The 16,493-nt window shown below is 72.2% G+C and carries 14 protein-coding genes; 6 read left to right on the top strand and 8 right to left on the bottom strand.

Annotated elements, in window-relative coordinates:
• Positions 1-53 precede the first annotated feature (53 nt).
• Positions 54-1,097 (bottom strand): fatty acid desaturase family protein, encoded by a 1,044-nt coding sequence (locus tag OHA72_RS11185; protein ID WP_327007776.1) that lies wholly within the window; start codon positions 1,095-1,097, stop codon positions 54-56.
• A gap of 188 nt (positions 1,098-1,285) precedes the next feature.
• On the opposite strand from OHA72_RS11185, the gene OHA72_RS11180 reads away from it, so the two are divergent.
• Positions 1,286-1,963 (top strand): SPFH domain-containing protein, encoded by a 678-nt coding sequence (locus OHA72_RS11180; protein ID WP_327007775.1) that lies wholly within the window; start codon positions 1,286-1,288, stop codon positions 1,961-1,963.
• A 52-nt stretch (positions 1,964-2,015) separates the two neighbouring features.
• On the opposite strand, the gene OHA72_RS11175 is transcribed toward OHA72_RS11180, so the two are convergent.
• Complete coding sequence (locus OHA72_RS11175) at positions 2,016-2,456, bottom strand: DUF5994 family protein (RefSeq protein ID WP_327007774.1); 441 nt, start codon at positions 2,454-2,456, stop codon at positions 2,016-2,018.
• A gap of 277 nt (positions 2,457-2,733) precedes the next feature.
• Between OHA72_RS11175 and groL the strand changes: the two genes are divergently transcribed.
• The gene (groL, locus tag OHA72_RS11170; protein ID WP_327007773.1) at positions 2,734-4,314 is read left to right on the top strand and encodes a chaperonin GroEL; all 1,581 of its coding nucleotides are present in this window, start codon (positions 2,734-2,736) and stop codon (positions 4,312-4,314) included.
• Between the two features lie 36 nt (positions 4,315-4,350).
• On the opposite strand, the gene OHA72_RS11165 is transcribed toward groL, so the two are convergent.
• Positions 4,351-4,971: an FMN-binding negative transcriptional regulator gene (locus OHA72_RS11165; protein ID WP_327007772.1), complete on the bottom strand. Its 621-nt coding sequence runs from the start codon at positions 4,969-4,971 to the stop codon at positions 4,351-4,353.
• Positions 4,972-5,048: 77 nt separating this feature from the next.
• On the opposite strand from OHA72_RS11165, the gene OHA72_RS11160 reads away from it, so the two are divergent.
• On the top strand, positions 5,049-6,011 hold the full coding sequence (locus OHA72_RS11160) for an ATP-binding cassette domain-containing protein (RefSeq protein ID WP_327007771.1): 963 nt from the start codon (positions 5,049-5,051) through the stop codon (positions 6,009-6,011).
• 17 nt (positions 6,012-6,028) lie between these two features.
• On the opposite strand, the gene OHA72_RS11155 is transcribed toward OHA72_RS11160, so the two are convergent.
• The gene (locus OHA72_RS11155) at positions 6,029-7,276 is read right to left on the bottom strand and encodes an IS110 family RNA-guided transposase (protein ID WP_327007770.1); all 1,248 of its coding nucleotides are present in this window, start codon (positions 7,274-7,276) and stop codon (positions 6,029-6,031) included.
• A 408-nt stretch (positions 7,277-7,684) separates the two neighbouring features.
• Between OHA72_RS11155 and OHA72_RS11150 the strand changes: the two genes are divergently transcribed.
• The gene (locus OHA72_RS11150) at positions 7,685-8,425 is read left to right on the top strand and encodes an ABC transporter permease (RefSeq protein WP_327007769.1); all 741 of its coding nucleotides are present in this window, start codon (positions 7,685-7,687) and stop codon (positions 8,423-8,425) included.
• Here OHA72_RS11150 and OHA72_RS11145 read toward each other — a convergent pair.
• From OHA72_RS11145 to OHA72_RS11135, 3 genes are all read right to left on the bottom strand, one after another.
• Positions 8,393-11,479 carry an ATP-binding protein gene (locus OHA72_RS11145; RefSeq protein WP_327007768.1) on the bottom strand — a complete coding sequence of 1,029 codons (3,087 nt, stop codon included), beginning with the start codon at positions 11,477-11,479 and terminating at the stop codon, positions 8,393-8,395. The two genes, OHA72_RS11150 and OHA72_RS11145, sit on opposite strands and share 33 nt — an antisense overlap.
• Before the next feature lie 87 nt (positions 11,480-11,566).
• Entirely contained in the window at positions 11,567-13,651 is a 2,085-nt protein-coding gene (locus OHA72_RS11140) for a fibronectin type III domain-containing protein (RefSeq protein ID WP_327007767.1), read from the bottom strand.
• Positions 13,652-13,799: 148 nt separating this feature from the next.
• On the bottom strand, positions 13,800-14,498 hold the full coding sequence (locus OHA72_RS11135; RefSeq protein ID WP_327007766.1) for a hypothetical protein: 699 nt from the start codon (positions 14,496-14,498) through the stop codon (positions 13,800-13,802).
• Between the two features lie 149 nt (positions 14,499-14,647).
• Between OHA72_RS11135 and OHA72_RS11130 the strand changes: the two genes are divergently transcribed.
• Positions 14,648-15,214, top strand: a complete 567-nt coding sequence (locus OHA72_RS11130) for a class I SAM-dependent methyltransferase (protein WP_327007765.1) — start codon at positions 14,648-14,650, stop codon at positions 15,212-15,214.
• A gap of 63 nt (positions 15,215-15,277) precedes the next feature.
• Here the strand turns inward: OHA72_RS11130 and OHA72_RS11125 are convergent, their stop codons facing one another.
• The gene (locus OHA72_RS11125; RefSeq protein ID WP_327007764.1) at positions 15,278-16,222 is read right to left on the bottom strand and encodes an endonuclease/exonuclease/phosphatase family protein; all 945 of its coding nucleotides are present in this window, start codon (positions 16,220-16,222) and stop codon (positions 15,278-15,280) included.
• 24 nt (positions 16,223-16,246) lie between these two features.
• Between OHA72_RS11125 and OHA72_RS11120 the strand changes: the two genes are divergently transcribed.
• Positions 16,247-16,492 carry a hypothetical protein gene (locus tag OHA72_RS11120; RefSeq protein WP_327007763.1) on the top strand — a complete coding sequence of 82 codons (246 nt, stop codon included), beginning with the start codon at positions 16,247-16,249 and terminating at the stop codon, positions 16,490-16,492.
• Position 16,493 lies beyond the last annotated feature (1 nt).

Below are 16,493 nucleotides of genomic sequence, written 5' to 3'. Positions count from 1 at the left end.
CCGGGACCGGCATCGCTACGGCCGACGCTACTGCAATCCGCACCGGTGCCGCATCACCGGCCCGGCGCCAGTCCTCCCTCGGGTACCACGGTGCCCACGCTGTCCAGGTGCCGCAGGACCTCGCGCCACGACCGCCACAGGCTGGTCTCGCAGTAGTCGACGCCGTTGTCGGCGCAGAAGCGGCGCACGAGGATCTGGGCGCGGCGCAGGTTGGCGCGCGGCATGCTGGGGAAGAGGTGGTGCTCGATCTGATAGTTGAGGCCGCCGAGCGCGGTGTCGACGAGCCAGCCGCCCCGCACGTTGCGGGACGTGAGCACCTGCCGGCGCAGGTAGTCCAGCTGGTTGTCGGCGTCGAGGATCGGCATGCCCTTGTGGTTCGGGGCGAAGGCGCTGCCCAGGTACACGCCGAACAGCCCCTGGTGCACGGCGATGAAGACCAGGCCCTGCAGCGGGCTGAGCACGACGAAGACCGCGGTCAGGTAGAGCACGGCGTGGGTGCCCAGCAGCGCGATCTCGGTCGGCCGCCGGCGCAGCTTCGCCCGGAACATCGCCTGGACGCTGCTGAGGTGCAGGCTCATCGCCTCGAGGGTCAGCAGTGGCAGGAAGAGGTAGCCCTGCACGCGGACGAACGCCGCCCGTACCCCGCGCAGCCGACCGGCCTGGCCGGTGGTGAACGCCAGGGGCGCCACGACGATGTCCGGATCGGCGCCCTCGGTGTTGGGGTTGGCGTGGTGCCGGTTGTGCTTGTCGATCCACCAGCCGTAGCTCAGCCCGATGGCGAGGTTGGCGTGGAACAGGCCGAGCAGATCGTTGGCGCGGCGCGACCGGAAGATCTGGCGGTGACCGGCGTCGTGGCCGATGAAGCCCACCTGCGTGAACAGCGCCGCGAGCAGCACCGCGGTGAGCAGCTGCCACCAGGACTGGCCGATGAGCACGAACGCCGTCCAGGTGGCCACCAGCAGGACGCCGACGGACGCGATCCGGGTCGCGTAGTAGCCACCGCGGCGCTCGAGGAGGCCGGCCTGTTTCACGCGGCGGGAGAGTTGGGCGTACTGACTGCCGACATCGCCCGGTAAGGGCTGCGCATACGTGCTCATGAAGAAGTCCCCGACCGTGGGATGCGTGAAAGGTGATCTCAGCGCCACCAGGGTCTGGGGAGGCCTCCTCAACGCTACCCCGGCCGGACCGCACCCGCACGGCGTCGGCCCATGTCATCGCACGGGCGTACCATCAAGGCCACCCCTCCGCCGCCACTTGCCGCTTGCACGTCGACAGGAAGTGCGCCATGGATGCACCGGCGATCATCGGGTGCGCGGCAGCCATCGGCTGTCTCGCTCTGGCGGCGCGCGCGGCGGTGCGGGTGATCCGGCCGCACGAGCGCGGTGTGGTCGTGCGTCTCGGCCGGCCGCGGGTGCGGACACGGGCCCCCGGCCCGACGTTCGTGTTGCCGGGCGTCGACCGGCTGCACCGGGTCAGCCTGTGGACGGTCGTGGCCGATGTCGCCGCCCAGGACGTGATCACCCGGGACAAGGTCGCCGTCGGGCTGCACGCGCTGGTGACGTTCCACGTCGTCGACCCGGCCGCGGCGCTGTTCGGCGTGGAGGACTACCAGCGGGCGGTGCCGGCGACCGCCCGCGCCGCGATCCGGGCCGCGATCAGCCGGGTGGACCTCGGTGATCTGCTGGCCAACCGTGCCGACCTCAACGCGGCGCTCACCGGCGCGGTGGTCGCCGCGGTCGACGACGGGTGGGGCGTGCGGGTCGATCGGGTGCAGCTGGAGGAGCTCGGGCTGCCGGCGTCGCTCACCCGGGTCATGGCGCGGCAGGTGCGGGAGCGCCACAGCGTCGCCGGGGTGACGCCCGCGCTGTACGTCCCGTCGGGCGGCGCGGCGAAGCCACGGGTCAGGGCCCCGGCGAAGAGCACCGTGACCTGGGCCGGCCCGCGATCACCGATGGACTGCTGACCGACCAGCGCACCAAGCAGAGGCGCGAGCATCGGCAACGGCGCGGCGGTGTCTACGCCGGGTGCAGGATGGCCGGTGCGCGCAGGCGGTTGGTGGGCGCGGCGGCCGCGGCCATCATCGCCTTCGCGTCGTCCTCGCCGGTCGCCGGTGGCACGACGAGCAGGTCGATCTGGGTGCCGCGGTCGGTGGTGGCGACCACGACCGACGGGTCCACGGTGCTGAACCAGCCGATCCGCACGACCCCGCCGTCGACCGCCAGCCGCCGGACCCGGGTGTCCCACGCGTCGGCGTTGAGCATCAGCCGGTGCACCGGCCCGTAGCGGGCGGCGAGCGCGACGACGAGCCCCGGCAGCTCGGCGACCGGATCCGTGGACCGGGGCCACCAGGCACCGTCGAGGACGGACCGGTCGGTGCGCGACTCGGCCAACTCCAGCCGTGGCGAGGACGGCGGGCCGGGCGGGACGACAATGGCGCGCTGGGCGGGTGTGAGCACGGCGGTCCGCTTCCATCAAGCTGGCGTCGATCAGGGCGGGCCACGACCGGCAGGACCGGCGGTGGACCGATCGCCAAGGGCTGAAGCGACACGCTCACCCTACGCCTGTACCGAGGCCGCGAACGCCGCCCGGAGCTTGTGTTTCGCAGGGGCGGGTGCTACACCGGTGTTAGCACTCGCCCTATGCGAGTGCCAACCGCATTCAGTTGTGACCGTCCGCCACGGTCATCGCAGGGTCGGTCCGAGCTGACGCACACCGATCCAGAGGACGACGCAGATGGCCAAGTTGATCGCATTCGGCGAAGAGGCGCGCCGCGGCCTTGAGCGAGGTATGAACACCCTCGCCGACACCGTGAAGGTGACGCTCGGCCCGAGGGGCCGCAACGTCGTCCTGGACACCAAATGGGGCGCGCCCACCATCACCAACGACGGTGTGAGCATCGCCAAGGAGATCGAGCTCGAGGACCCCTATGAGAAGCTCGGCGCCGAGCTGGTCAAGGAGGTCGCGAAGAAGACGGACGACGTCGCCGGTGACGGCACGACGACCGCGACCGTCCTCGCCCAGGCGCTGGTCCGCGAGGGCCTGCGCAACGTCGCCGCGGGCGCGAACCCGCTCGCGCTGAAGCGTGGCATCGAGGCGGCGGTGGCCTCCGTCATCGAGGAGCTGTCGAAGCTCGCCAAGGACGTGGAGACCAAGGAGCAGATCGCGGCGGCCGCGTCGATCTCCGCCGGTGACTCCACGGTCGGCGAGATCATCGCCGAGGCGATGGACAAGGTCGGCAAGGAAGGCGTCATCACGGTCGAGGAGAGCAACACCTTCGGGCTGGAGCTGGAGCTCACCGAGGGCATGCGCTTCGACAAGGGCTACATCTCGCCGTACTTCGTCACCGACACCGAGCGGATGGAGACGGTCCTCGACGACCCCTACATCCTCATCGTCGAGTCGAAGATCTCCACCGTGAAGGACCTCCTGCCGATCCTGGAGAAGGTCATGCAGTCCGGCAAGCCTCTGGCGATCATCGCCGAGGACGTCGACGGTGAGGCCCTGGCCACGCTGATCGTGAACAAGATCCGCGGCACGTTCAAGTCCGTCGCGGTGAAGGCGCCCGGGTTCGGCGACCGTCGCAAGGCGATGCTGACCGACCTCGCGATCCTGACCGGCGCCCAGGTGATCTCCGAGACCGTGGGCCTGAAGTTGGAGAACGCCACGCTCGACCTGCTCGGGCACGCCCGGAAGCTGGTCGTCACCAAGGACGAGACGACCCTGGTCGAGGGCACGGGCGAGCTGGACGCGATCAACGGGCGGGTGGCGCAGATCCGGGCCGAGATCGAGAAGTCGGACTCGGACTACGACCGGGAGAAGCTGCAGGAGCGGCTGGCGAAGCTCGCCGGTGGCGTTGCGGTGATCAAGGTCGGTGCGGCCACCGAGGTCGAGCTCAAGGAGCGCAAGCACCGCATCGAGGACGCCGTGCGCAACGCGAAGGCGGCCGTCGAGGAGGGCATCGTGCCCGGCGGTGGTGTCGCGCTCGTGCAGGCCGGCAAGTCGGCGTTCGACAAGCTGGACCTGGTCGGTGACGAGGCCACCGGCGCCAACATCGTCAAGGTCGCCCTGGACGCCCCGCTGCGCCAGATCGCGGTCAACGCCGGCCTCGAGGGCGGCGTCGTGGTGGAGAAGGTCCGCAACCTGGAAGCCGGGTGGGGCCTCAACGCCGCCACCGGCGACTACGTGAACCTCCTCGCCGAAGGCATCATCGACCCGGCCAAGGTCACCCGCTCCGCCCTGCAGAACGCCGCCTCCATCGCGGCGCTCTTCCTCACCACCGAGGTGCTGGTGGCGGACAAGCCCGCCGAGGACTGACCCGCGGGAAAAGACCGCACGAAGCGGCGATGGGGGTCAGGAGATCTCCATCGCCGCGGCCACCTGCCGTTCGGTCTCACTGCCGCGATGCGCGGCCCGCAGGTCGTCGCGGACCCCGGCGACGTCCTCGGTGCTGCGGTTCTGGCTCAGCTTCCACTTCGCCTCGATCCGGGTGATCGCGATCTCGATGCCGACGATCGCGCGCAGCTGCCCCTCGATGAAGGCGCGCGGCGCGTCGTCGACCGACCAGGGCGACGGCCGGCCGGCCTCGTGGCGCTCGGTCAGGCGCCGCACCAGGTCCTCCGTCCACGCCGGGTCGTCGTGGGCGACGAGCGTGCCGTACACGTGGGCGGTGATGTAGTTCCAGGTCGGCACGACCCGGCCGTGCTCGCGTTTCGTCGCGTACGCCGACGGCGACACGTACGCGTCGGGCCCGCGCACGATCGTCAGCGCCTCGCTGCCGGTGTGCCGCCACTGCGTGTTGTTGCGGGCGACGTGCCCGATCAGCGTGCCGGCCGCGGGGTCGAACAGCAGCGGCAGCGTGGTCGCGACCATGCCGGCGCCGTCCCAGGTGACCAGGTCACAGGCCGCCGCGCGGGACAGCAGTTCATGGACGGCCTCGTCCGAGGGCGCGGTGAAGTGCTTCGGCACGTACATGGGGCCCAAGCGTAACGACGCGGCCGTGTCGGTGCCGTGTCGGTCGCGTGTCAGCGACCCCGTGCACGGTGGTCACCATGACAGATCTGATGGTCGAGGCCGAGGGCCTCGTCAAACGATTCGGGGAGACGAGGGCGCTGCAGGGCGTCGATCTCGTCGTCCCCAAGGGGACCGTGCACGGCGTGCTCGGCCCGAACGGCGCCGGCAAGACCACCGCCGTGCGCATCCTGTCCACGCTGCTGCGCCCGGACGCCGGGCACGCCCGCATCGCCGGGTTCGACGTGACCCGCGACGCCCAGCGGGTCCGCTCCCGGATCGGGCTGACCGGCCAGTACGCCTCCGTCGACGAGGACCTGACCGGCCGGCAGAACCTGGTGCTCTTCGGCACCCTGCTCGACCTGCGCAAGCGCGCGGCGAAGGAGCGGGCCGCGGAGCTGCTGGAGTGGTTCGACCTGGCCGAGGCCGCGGACCGGCCGGCGAAGACCTACTCCGGTGGCATGCGCCGCCGGCTCGACCTGGCCGCGAGCCTCGTCGGCCGCCCCGACGTGATCTTCCTGGACGAGCCGACGACCGGCCTGGACCCGTCCAAGCGCGAGGACATGTGGCAGGTCGTCCGCTCGTTGGTCCGCGACGGCTCCACGGTGCTGCTGACCACGCAGTACCTGGAGGAGGCCGAGGCACTCGCCGACGAGATCACCGTCATCGACCACGGCCGGGTGATCGCCAACGACACCCCGGAGCGGCTCAAGCGGATCGTCGGCGGGCAGACCCTCGAGGTGCGGCCCACCGACCCGGCGGACCTGGAGAAGACCGGGCTGATCCTGGCGGCGGTCGCGACCGGTCAGAAGCCGGCGGAGCAGACCCGCAAGGGCGTCCTGGCGGTGCCGGTCAGCGGCGACGAGGCGCTCACCGAGGCCGTCTCCCGGCTCGCCACGGCGGGCATCGCCGTCACCGAGCTCTCCATGCACCTGCCCAGCCTCGACGAGGTCTTCTTCACCCTGACCGGACGCCCCAGCCACGCCGAGGAGGTGGCGGCATGACACTCCCTGTGTCAACCTCAGGCAGCGACCAACGTGGTTTGTGTGGGTTGGTTCAGTCGTACAGCGTTGCCGTGCCGGTCGGGGTTGTATGGCGTCTGGTCGGTCCAGCAGCGCCAGATGACGCGGATCCAGGCTCGGGCGAGGACGCGGATGGCGTGTGGGTGGTCCAGGCCGCGGGCGCAGGCGGCGGCGTAGACCCTTGCTGCCCAGTCGCTGTCGTGGCGGCTGTTGTCGGCGAAGGTGGTGACCGCGACGCGGAAGCGTTTGTTGCACGCCCATCTGAAGTGCACGGCTCGGTGTTTGCCGGATTCCTTGGTCACCGGGGTGACACCGGCGAGCGCGGCGATGGAGTCGGGTCCGGCGTAGGCTTCGCGGGAGTCGCCCCACTCGGCGAGGATCTGCGCGGCGTTGATCTGACCAGACCTTGGCAGCGATGTGAAGATCTCGGCGTCCGGGTGTTCGCCGAGTGTGGCGACGACACTGCGGCTGAGCGTTTTCAACGCGGCCACGACCGCGCGCAGGACGGTGACGAGGGCGGTCACCGCGTCGCGGACGGCCTCGCACAGGACTTCGTCGGTAGTCCCCGCTGGGGCGGCGCGCAGCCGGGCGAGGAGCTGCTCGCCGGTGCGCCGGCCGGAGTAGCCGTGTTTGACGCAGAACGCGGTGAGGCGTTTCGCGCCGAGGTGCGCTGCGTGGCGGGCGGTCGGGTAACGGGTCAGGAAGTCCAGGGCGATCGGGGACTCGACGTCGGCGAAGACGGCCACGGCGCCGGGCCAGTGCGTGTCCAGCAGCGCGGTGAGCTGGTTGGTGGCCGCGACGCGCATGTCGACCAGGTCCCCGCGGGTCCGGGTCACGGTGCGCAGCGCCTTCGTCTGCGCCGTGTACGGGGTGGCCAGCTGCAGCCGGTGGTGCCGCAGGTACTCGGCGATGACTTCCGCATCGCCCGCGTCGGACTTGGCGCCGGACAACACTTCGCCGTCCCGCCAGGTTTTGATCGCGTTGGGTTTGACCGGCACCACAGGGTGTCCGGCCTCCAGGAGGATGTCGACGAGCCGACCGTCGGGTCGTTCGATCCCGATCGGCATGGCCTCGGGGTGCCCGAGACCGGCCAGGCGGCGCAGCAGCCCGGCAAGACCGACGGCGGTGTGCTCCACGGTGAACGCGGCGACCCGCCGCCCGGCGCTGTTCTGGACACAGACCGCGTGGGTGGCCGAGGCCCAATCGATCCCGACGAAGAACTCAGCTCCAACAACGTTGAGCGACAACGGTTCTCCTCAGCTTGGCAGCGATGTGACTCGACGAACGGGGCTGACTGCCGGGTGGTCACTAACCGGCGCTCTACGGCGCTTCTCCCTGTTGCCGGTCGGCAGCCCCGACAAGAACCGAGAGCGGCGGTGTCATGCAGGCCCTCGAAGGGCGACCGGCACAGGCCGTCTCTCAGTTCTCGCCGAGTTCCAACAACAACCCTCTCAGAGGGCCCTGTCAGAAGGATGGTGCCCTAGTGACCGGCCAGCGAAGCGGCTCGGGCCGGTCATCATGTGGCAGTTCTGGGTCAGGGCGACGCCGCAGCGCAGCGGAGGTGGCGTCATGACCGGCCAGCGAAGCGGCTCGGGCCGGTCATCATGTGGCAGTTCTGGGTCAGGGCGACGCCGCAGCGCAGCGGAGGTGGCGTCATGACCACCATCGCCGTCCAACCACAGATCAAGAGCCAGTTCAATCCGCTGCGGCTGGTACGCCACTCGCTCGAACTCACGAAACGCAGCCTGATCAAGACCTACCGGACCCCGGAGGCGTTGATCGACGTCACGGTGCACCAGTACCTGCAGTTCCTGATGCCCGGCATCCTCGCCCAGACGATCGCGATGGGCGCCATCTCCATCGGCGTCAACCTCAACAGCGACCTGGAGAAGGGCATCTTCGACCGGTTCCGGTCGCTGCCGATCGCCCGCTCGGCGCCGCTCATCGGCGCGGTCCTCGGCGACGTCGTCCGGTACGTCATCGTCACCATCTCGACGTTCGCGTTCGCCTACCTGATGGGCTTCCGCATCGACGCCAGCCCGCTGCACGCGATCGCCGGCTGTCTGCTGGCCGTGCTGTTCGGACTGTGCCTGAGCTGGGCGATGGTCTTCGTCGGGATGCTCGTGCGCACGTCCGGCGCGGTTCAGGGCATCGGCTTCCTGGTGATGATGCCGCTGACGTTCGCCTCCAACGTGTTCGTCGGCACGATGACGCTGCCCGGCTGGATGCAGGGGTTCGTGAAGGTCAACCCGCTGACGCACCTGGTCGAGTCGATGCGCGGGCTGTTCCTCGGCACGCCGGTCGGCAACCACGTGTGGTGGACGCTCGCCTGGTGCGCCGGGTTCGTGGCGGTGTTCATGCCGCTAGCCCTCGCCGCCTACCGCAAGAAGGTCTGACATGAGTGCGCGGAGCCGGTCGGTGGCCTCGGTCACCGGCCGCTCGTGCCATTTCCAGCTGTCCTCGACTACGGCCGGCACGCCGGCGCCGTCGGGGAACAGGTGCTCGACGTTGCCACCGAGCCGCACCCCGAGCGTCCACAGTTCCGCGGCGTACCCCTCGCCGAGGTGCGCGGCGAGCGCCGACCCCGCCAGCGCCCATGCCCCGAGCACCGGGATGTCATAGGTGGACAGTGCCTCGCCCTGCCCCTGCCGCAGCAGCTGGGCGGCCCGGTCCGGGTCGGCGGCCGGCAGCCGCAGGAACAGCACCGCGACGGCGCTGCGGTACAGCACCCGCACCTGTGGCACGCCCGCGGGGATCTCCTCGACGGCGGCGAGGACCCGCGCCGCGCGCGTCACCGCCTCCTCGTGCTCGCCGTGCGCCAGGGCGAGCTGGCCGAGGACCAGGTTCGCCAGCCCCACGTCCGACTCGTGGGTGTCGGCGGCGCGGGCCGCGACCCTGAGCCGGTCGGCCGCGGCGGTGTCGCCGGCGAACGCCGCCCGCGCGTCGAGCATGATGCGGATCGAGCTGAGGTCCTCCGCCGCGCCGAGCAGGTCCATGTGCCGTTCGCTGTGCCGCAGCCACTCGTGCGCGTCCGGCCCGCCGCGCCCGCCGATGATCTGCGCGGACGTGCCCATGCCCCAGTGGTCGCCGACCTCCTCGAACCGCTGGTAGGCCAGGGCCGCGTCGGCGATCGACTCGGCGAGGGCGCCGCGGTTCTCGTGCATCATGGACCGGAAGAAGTACCCGAAGCCCTGCACGTAGGGGTCGGGGTCGCCGACCAGGTCACCGGCGGCGCGCACGGCCACGTCCAGGTCCGGCGAGCTCAGCGCCCGCAGCGCCGACGCGAGGGTCCAGGCCTGCACCGACACCTCGTCGCGGCGCGGCGCGAGCGCCCGCAGGGTCCGCAGCACCAGCGCGAAGAGCCGCGGGGTGTCCACGACGAACGCGTTGAGCCCGGTGAACAAGCACAGCCAGGTGGCCCGCTCGGCGTCGACGGCCGCCTCGCCGTGCAGGAGCGCGCAGTGCCGCTGGGCCGCCGGGTCATCGACGCGGAACACCCGCAGCGTCCACGTGACGACCTCCGTGTGCAGCCCGCGGACCGTCCACAGGTGCGCCAGCGCCCCCATGACGTTGACCGCCGCCGCGTCGTCCTCGTGTGCCAGCGCCCATCGCAGCGCCGCGACCAGGTTGTCCTGCTCGGTCGCGCACCGCTGGAACGCCGCCAGCTGACCCGCCCCGACGAACCGCGTGGCCAGTCGCGCGGACTCCTGTGCCGCCCAGCGCGTCAGCCCGGTCATGGCGGCGTCCCGGGTGCCGGCGGCGTCGAGGCGCACCTCGCCGTATTCACGGACGGTCTCCAGCATGCGGTAGCGCGGTACCCCGTCCTCGTCGGCCTGCAGCGACAACAGCGACTGCTCCACCAGCGCCGCCAGCCCGCGCCGGGCATCCCCGGAGCCGGCGACGGCGCCGGCGAGGTCCGCGGTGAACGGCGCGGGAATCACCGCCAGCCGCTCCAGCAGCGCACGGTCGCCGTCGCCGAGCAGTTCCCGGCTCCAGTCGACCATCGCCCACAGGCTCGCGTGCCGGTCGGGCAGGCCGCGCAGCGCGTCGTCGAGCAGCCCGAACCGGTCGGCGAGGCCGGCGAGGACGTCACCGATCGGCATGTGCCGCAGCCGCGCCGCGGCCAGCTCCAGCGCGAGCGGCAGGTTGTCGAGCCGGTGACACAGCTCCAGGGCCGCCGCCGGGTCGCAGGGCGCCGCCCCGCCGGCCCGGACCCGCGCGTCGAGGAGGTCCAGCGCGGCCTCGTCCGGCAGCGTCAGCCGGTGCGCGACCTCGCCGGGCAGGCTCAGCGGCGCCCGGCTGGTCGCGAGCACCGCCAGGTCCGGCGCCGCGAGCAGCTCCGCGGCCGCTCCGGCCGCCCCTTCCAGGACGTGTTCACAGTTGTCGAGCACCACGAGCCCATGCAGCTCCGGTACCACCAGCCGCAGCCGTTCCAGCGAACCCAGCGACCGCCACTCGGGCCGGCCGCCCCCCGGATCCGCCGCACTGACCGCGGCGAGCACCGCCGGCAGCACCTCGGCCGACGTGCGCAGCCCGGCGAGCTCCACGACGGTGACGGCCCGCCCGCCCGCCGCGACCCGGCGGGCGACCTCGGCGGCGAGCCTGGTCTTGCCGGCCCCGCCAGCGGCGACGACCGTCACCAGCGGCGCCGCGTCGAGGGCCGCGAGCACGGCGGTCACGTCCTGCTCCCGCCCGACCAGCGCGGTCACCGCCCGCCGCCACCCGGCCGGCAGCGTAATCTTCGGCGCGGCCCGCGGCGTGAGCTCGCCGCGCAGCAGCGCCACGTGGACCGCCTCGACCGCCGGTGACGGGTCGGCGCCGTAGCCGTCGGCGAGCTCGGCGCGGAGGCGTTCGACGACGTCGAGGGCCTCGGCGTCGCGCCCCTGCGCGGCGAGGACCCGCACCAGCAGCGCCGCCGAGGGCTCGTGCGGCGGCCGGTGCGCGACCAGCCGGCGCAGGTCGGCCTCCTGCGCGGGGCGGCCGGCGGCGAGCGTCGCCTCCGCGTCGAGCGCGGCGACGTCGGCGAGGAGTCTGACCAGCGACGATCCGGGTGTGTCGGCGGCGAGGTCGGGCACCTCCGGGATCAGCGCCCGGGCCTGCCGCGCCGCGGCCGTCGCCGCCTCGGGGTCGCCGCCGTCCAGCGCGCGCCGGCCGCCGTCCAACAGGGCCCGCGCCACGACCACGTCGACCTCGACGGCCTCGGCGGGCACCAAGTATCCGCCCGGGCCAGCGGTCACCGGCAGGCCCAGCCGCCGGGCCCGCGACACCAGCGCCTGCACCGCGCCGGGTGCGTCGTCGGGCGGCTCGACGTCCCAGACGGCGTCGACGAGCGCGCCGACGGACACCGCCCGCCCGCGCGCGTCGATGAGGGCGCGGACCACCGCCGCCAGCCGCGCGCCCTTCACCGGCCGGCCGTCGACGGCCAGCTCCCCCAGGGTCGTGACGCGCATGGGTCCGATCATGCCGGGTACGGGGTAGGCGGACGCCCCGGGGGAGGGCCCCGGGGCGTTCGCCGCTACTTGTGTTCGGCCGCGTGCTCAGGCGACGTGAGCCCACCAGGCCCAGGTGCCGGAGTTCGGCGCGGACTGGACGCGGTGCCAGACCAGGCCGTCACCGCCGACCGCGAAGACCTCCATCACACCGTCCGCACGGGTGAACGCGGTCGGGTTGCTGTAGATGAGACCGCCGAGGTTGGTCCAGCCGGACCACTGCGACGGGTCGGCCGGGTCGGTCTGGACCTGCGAGTACAGGTTGTCGTCCATGCCCTTGATGAAGACCGCGACGGTGCCGTCGGCGTTCTGCGCGACCTCGATGTCGGAGGCGTACCGCTCGGTGCCGAGGCGGGTCCACCAGGCGAACGAGCCGTCGCCGTTCTGCAGCCGGTACCAGATCGAGTGGTCGCCGCCGATCGCGAAGACCGTGATCCGGCCGTTGGCGTTCTTGACCGCGGTCGGGTCGCTGTAGATGAGGCCGCTCAGGTTGGTCCATGCGCCCCAGGTGCCGTTGGCGGCCTGGATGCTGGTGTAGAGGAAGTTGTCGCCGCCACGGGCGAAGATCTGCGACAGGCCGTCGCTGTTGGTGACGATCGGCCCGGTCATCGCACCGGCGGTGCCGGGAGCGGCGGCGTCGGTGGTGATCGACGTGGTCGCGGCGACGCTGACCGAGTTGGCCGAGTGGGCGAGCACCGTGACGTCGTACTCGGTGCCGGCCACAAGACCCGAGATCTTGCAGCTGGAGCCGGTGGTGGTGCAGCTGAGGTCTTCAGCGGCCGCGGCGGCCGGGGTCTTCGCGACTGCCGTCGCGACGAAGTACAGCACCGGCGTGGTCGGGTTGTCCGCGGGCGTCCAGCTGATGACCGCCGAAGTGGCGGAGACATCGTCGTCGGTCGGCGGCGTGACGACCGGAGCGGTCGGCTTCGGCGCCTCGACCGGCGTGACCGGGCCGGACACGGCAGCGGTCGAGTCCGGGCCGAACCCGGCAGAGCCGACGGCCACGACGGAGAACGTGTACGCGGTGCCGTTGGTGAGGCCCGTGATCGTGCACTTCGTCGCGGTGGCCGGTGTGGTGCAGGTGTGCGCGGTCTCCACGCCGCCCTCAAGGGCGGTCGCCTTGTAGCTGGCGACAGTGGCACCGGCGACGGGGGCCGTCCAGCTGACCTCGGACTGTGTGTCGCCGACGGTGCCGGTGACACTGGTCACCGCGTTCGGCGGCGTGGTCGGGATGATCACCGAGGACTGGGCGGCGGACGAGGTGAGGCCGCTGCTGGTCGCCGTCACGGTGAAGTAGTAGCCGGTGTCCACCGACACGGGCGTGCAGTTCGCCGTGGTGGTCGTGCCCACCACCGTGCAGGTGACGCCACCCGCGGCGGATCCGCCGGCGGTCTTGGGAGCCACCGTGTAGGTGAACGTCTGGCCGTCGACGGCGGTCGGCGCGGTCCACGACACCAGGACGTTCGTGGTGGTCGTGGCGCGCGCGGTCACGTCGGTCGGCGCGGCGGGCGTCACGGCGGGCGCCACGGCGGCCGACGCGGCGCTGGCGGCCGAGTTGGCGATACCGCTGGCACCGTTGGCGACGACCTTGAAGGTGTACTCGGTGCCGTTGGTCAGGCCACCGATCTTGCAGCTGTTGCTCAGCGCGTTGGTCGTGGTCGTGCACGTCTTCGCCGTCGACGCGCCACCCAGGTAGGCCGTCGCGGTGTAGTTCGCGATGGTGGCGAGGGTGTTCGCCACACCGGTGAAGGCCACGTTGATCTCGCCGCTCACGCCGGTCGCGGTCGGGACCGGGGTGCCGGTGGGGCTCAACGTCGGCAGCGTCACGCCGGTCGCGGTGACGTCGGCCAGCACGGTGGCGCCCTGCGGGTCGGCGGTGACGGTGTACGTCGTGCCGGCGACCAGACCGGTCAGGGTGCACGAGCCACCGAGGACGGTGTTGACGTTGCAGGTCTGGTCTGCCGTCGAGCCTGCGTCGGGGCCGTCTGCGCTGACGATGTACGCAGGGCTGGCCGTGACGTCAGTGGCAGCGGGAACATCCGGGGTCACCGTGACGGTCAGCGACTCGGCGCCGGCGGCCGATACCGCCGTGAGGCTGCCGAGAACGGCCGCGGAGGCTGGTTGAGCGACCAACAGGGAGCCCGCCGTCACTGTCAAAACAACTGCCGAGCCGAGCAGGCCGCGTCTGGGCCCTGCCCGGCGGTCGCGCGGTTTGCTCACTTGAATCATTGCGTCCAACCCCCCGTTGCGAGGCGCCAGCTAGGTGCCGACGCGCCATCTCCTAGCAATGTATGGCGGTCCTGTACTTTTCGGAGCAAATTGGGTAATAAGGCTTTCTGACAGGTGGCGAGGACGCCCGCCGTGCTAGTGACGATCGGCCCAGGAAGACCAGACCCGACGTCGGGCACCCACGCGGCGCGGTCGGGCAATCCGCGCCGCAATCCCCGCAACCCTTGCGTGGCAAGGGATTGCCGGCGGTCGCCCGCTCCAGCCCGTCGCGGGCCAGCCGCTCGGCGCGCTGATGGTCGCCGCGGTGATACGCCGCCTCCGCCGCCGTGCCGAGCACCATGGCCACCGCCGGGTGCGTGGCGAGGGCCGGGTCGTCGGCGAGCTCCTCCGCCCAGCCGCGGACCTCCACGAGGTCGCGGTAGGACACCGTGTCGATCAGCGCGACGATGATCGCGGCCGCGTCGTCGAGCGTGTCCAGGCTCCGGGCCAGCCGCCACGCGGCCCGCAGGTTCGGCAGCTCCCGGCGCAGGACCGCGTCGGCGTCCGGCTCCCGCTCGGTGGTCATGGTCTGCGCGGCCCACGCGGTCAGCTCCACCGCCCAGCGCAGCATCCGCGCGGTGGCGGCGCCGTCCTCACCGGCGGCGGCAAGCCGGTCGAGCCCGAACGCCCGTAGCGTCTCCAGCATCCGGAAGCGGGTCGTGCCAAAGAAGTCGGCCTCCATCATCGAGGCGTCGACCAGCCGGGCCAGCACGGTGCCCGGGTCCCGCTCCAGGTCCAGCTCGGCGCCGAGGCGTTCGGCCGTGTCCAGGTCGACCCCGTCGGCGAAGACCGACAGGTGCCGGAACAGCCGGCGTTCGTCGTCGGTGAGCAGCTGGTACGACCACTCGACGGTCGCCCGCAGTGTCCGGTGCCGGTCGTCGCCGCCGGCCCGGCTACGTCGCCGCCCTGGTGCCCAGCTGGATCCCGGCCCTGGACGGCGTCGAGGAGCGGCTGACCGCGGGCGCCAGGGTCGCCGACGTCGGCTGCGGGCTGGGCTCCTCGTCGGTGCTGCTCGCCGAGGCGTACCTTCGCACCGCGGTCACCGGCTCCGACTATCACGCCGAGTCGATCGAGCTGGCCCGCAAGAAGGCCGCGGACGCGGGCGTCTCGGACCGGGTCGGCTTCGAGGTCGCCACCGCGCAGACCTTCACCGGCACCGGCTACGACCTGGTCACCATGTTCGACTGCCTGCACGACATGGGCGACCCCCTGGCGGCCGCCCGCCGGGTCCGCGACGCGCTGAGCCCGGACGGGACCTGGCTGCTGGTCGAGCCCTACGCCGCGGACAAGGTCGAGGACAACCTCAACCCCGTCGGCCGCCTGCACTACAGCGGCTCCACGTTCCTCTGCGTGCCCACAGCCTCTCCCAGCCCGGCGGCCACTCCCTGGGCGCCCAGGCCGGCGAGGCCGCGATCCGCGACCTGGTGACGGAGGCCGGCTTCACCCGCTTCCGCCGCGCCGCCCAGACCCCGTTCAACCTGGTCTACGAGATCAAGCTGTAGTGGCATCCAGCCTGATGTGAGCGGCCAGCGGGAGGTGGTCGCTGCCCGTCGCGGGCAGCGGCCACACCCTCGTGACCGTCGCCGAGCGGGTCATGACCTGGTCGATGCGGGCCACGGGCAGCGCCGCCGGCCAGCTGAACGCGAGATCCGACCGGGCCGGGGTCAGCACCGCCGTGACCGGTCGGAGGCCCCGGTCGTCCACGGTGCCGTTGAGGTCTCCGAGCAGGATGACCGTGCCGAGGGGTTCGCCGGAGAGCGCCTCGCCGAGCAGGACGGCGCTCTCGTCGCGCCGGGCGACGTCGAACCCGGCCCGCACGCCGAGGCGCACCGACGGCAGGTGCGCCACGTAGACGGCGACGTTGCGCCCGGACAGCCGGACCTCGGCGCGCAGCCCGCGGCTCCAGTCCCCGCCGACCCCGGCGGGCCTGATGTCGAGGGCCCGCGCGTCCAGGATCGGGTGCTTCGACCAGAGGCCGACCGTGCCGTGCACCACGTGGAACGGCAGCCCGAGGGCGGCGGTGTAGACCCCGGCGGCCTCTGGGGTGATCTCCTCGAGCGCGACCAGGTCCGGCTCGACGTCCATCAGCGCCTCCGCCGTGCCGACCGGGTCGGGGTTGTCGTCGGCGGCGTTGTGCTGCACCACGGTGAGGTCGTGCGCGGCGCCGGCCCCGGTGAGGACGCCGCCGAAGAGACCGAGCCACGCCACGACCGGCAGCAGCGCCGAGAGCAGCGCGAGCAGCGACCGGCGCAGCAGCGCCGCCTCGAACAGGACCGGGATCGCCAGGCAGAGCCAGGGCAGGAACGTCTCGAACAGGCTGCCCAGATGACCGGCGCCGTCGGGCACGGCGCGGGGCGCGGCGAGCAGGACGGCGACGAACCCGGCGAGCACCGTGGACACTTCACCGCGCCGCCAGCTCCAGTGCATGACGTCCATCTTCGCGGGTTGTACCGTTCGCGGATGTCCCGGACATCCCGCACCCCGGTCACCCTCGGGCTGACCGCGGTAGGGCTCGCCGTCGTCGGCCTGTCGATCCTGCTCTACGGCACTTACATCGGCGGGTTCGCCGGGCTGGCCGACCCGCGCAGCGAGCGGTTCCTGCGACCGGCGAGCCGCCCCCTGTATCAGGGCTGGCAGTCCTGGACGGCGGCCGGCCCACGGCCCGCGGACGATCCGGCGCCGGCGGGCGGCTACACCGTCCCGTAGA

The sequence above is a fragment of the Dactylosporangium sp. NBC_01737 genome (genome assembly GCF_035963215.1).
Lineage (GTDB): Bacteria > Actinomycetota > Actinomycetes > Mycobacteriales > Micromonosporaceae > Dactylosporangium.
Note: the sequence above shows the minus strand (reverse complement) of the source record. Positions and strands in the feature narration are given on the sequence as shown.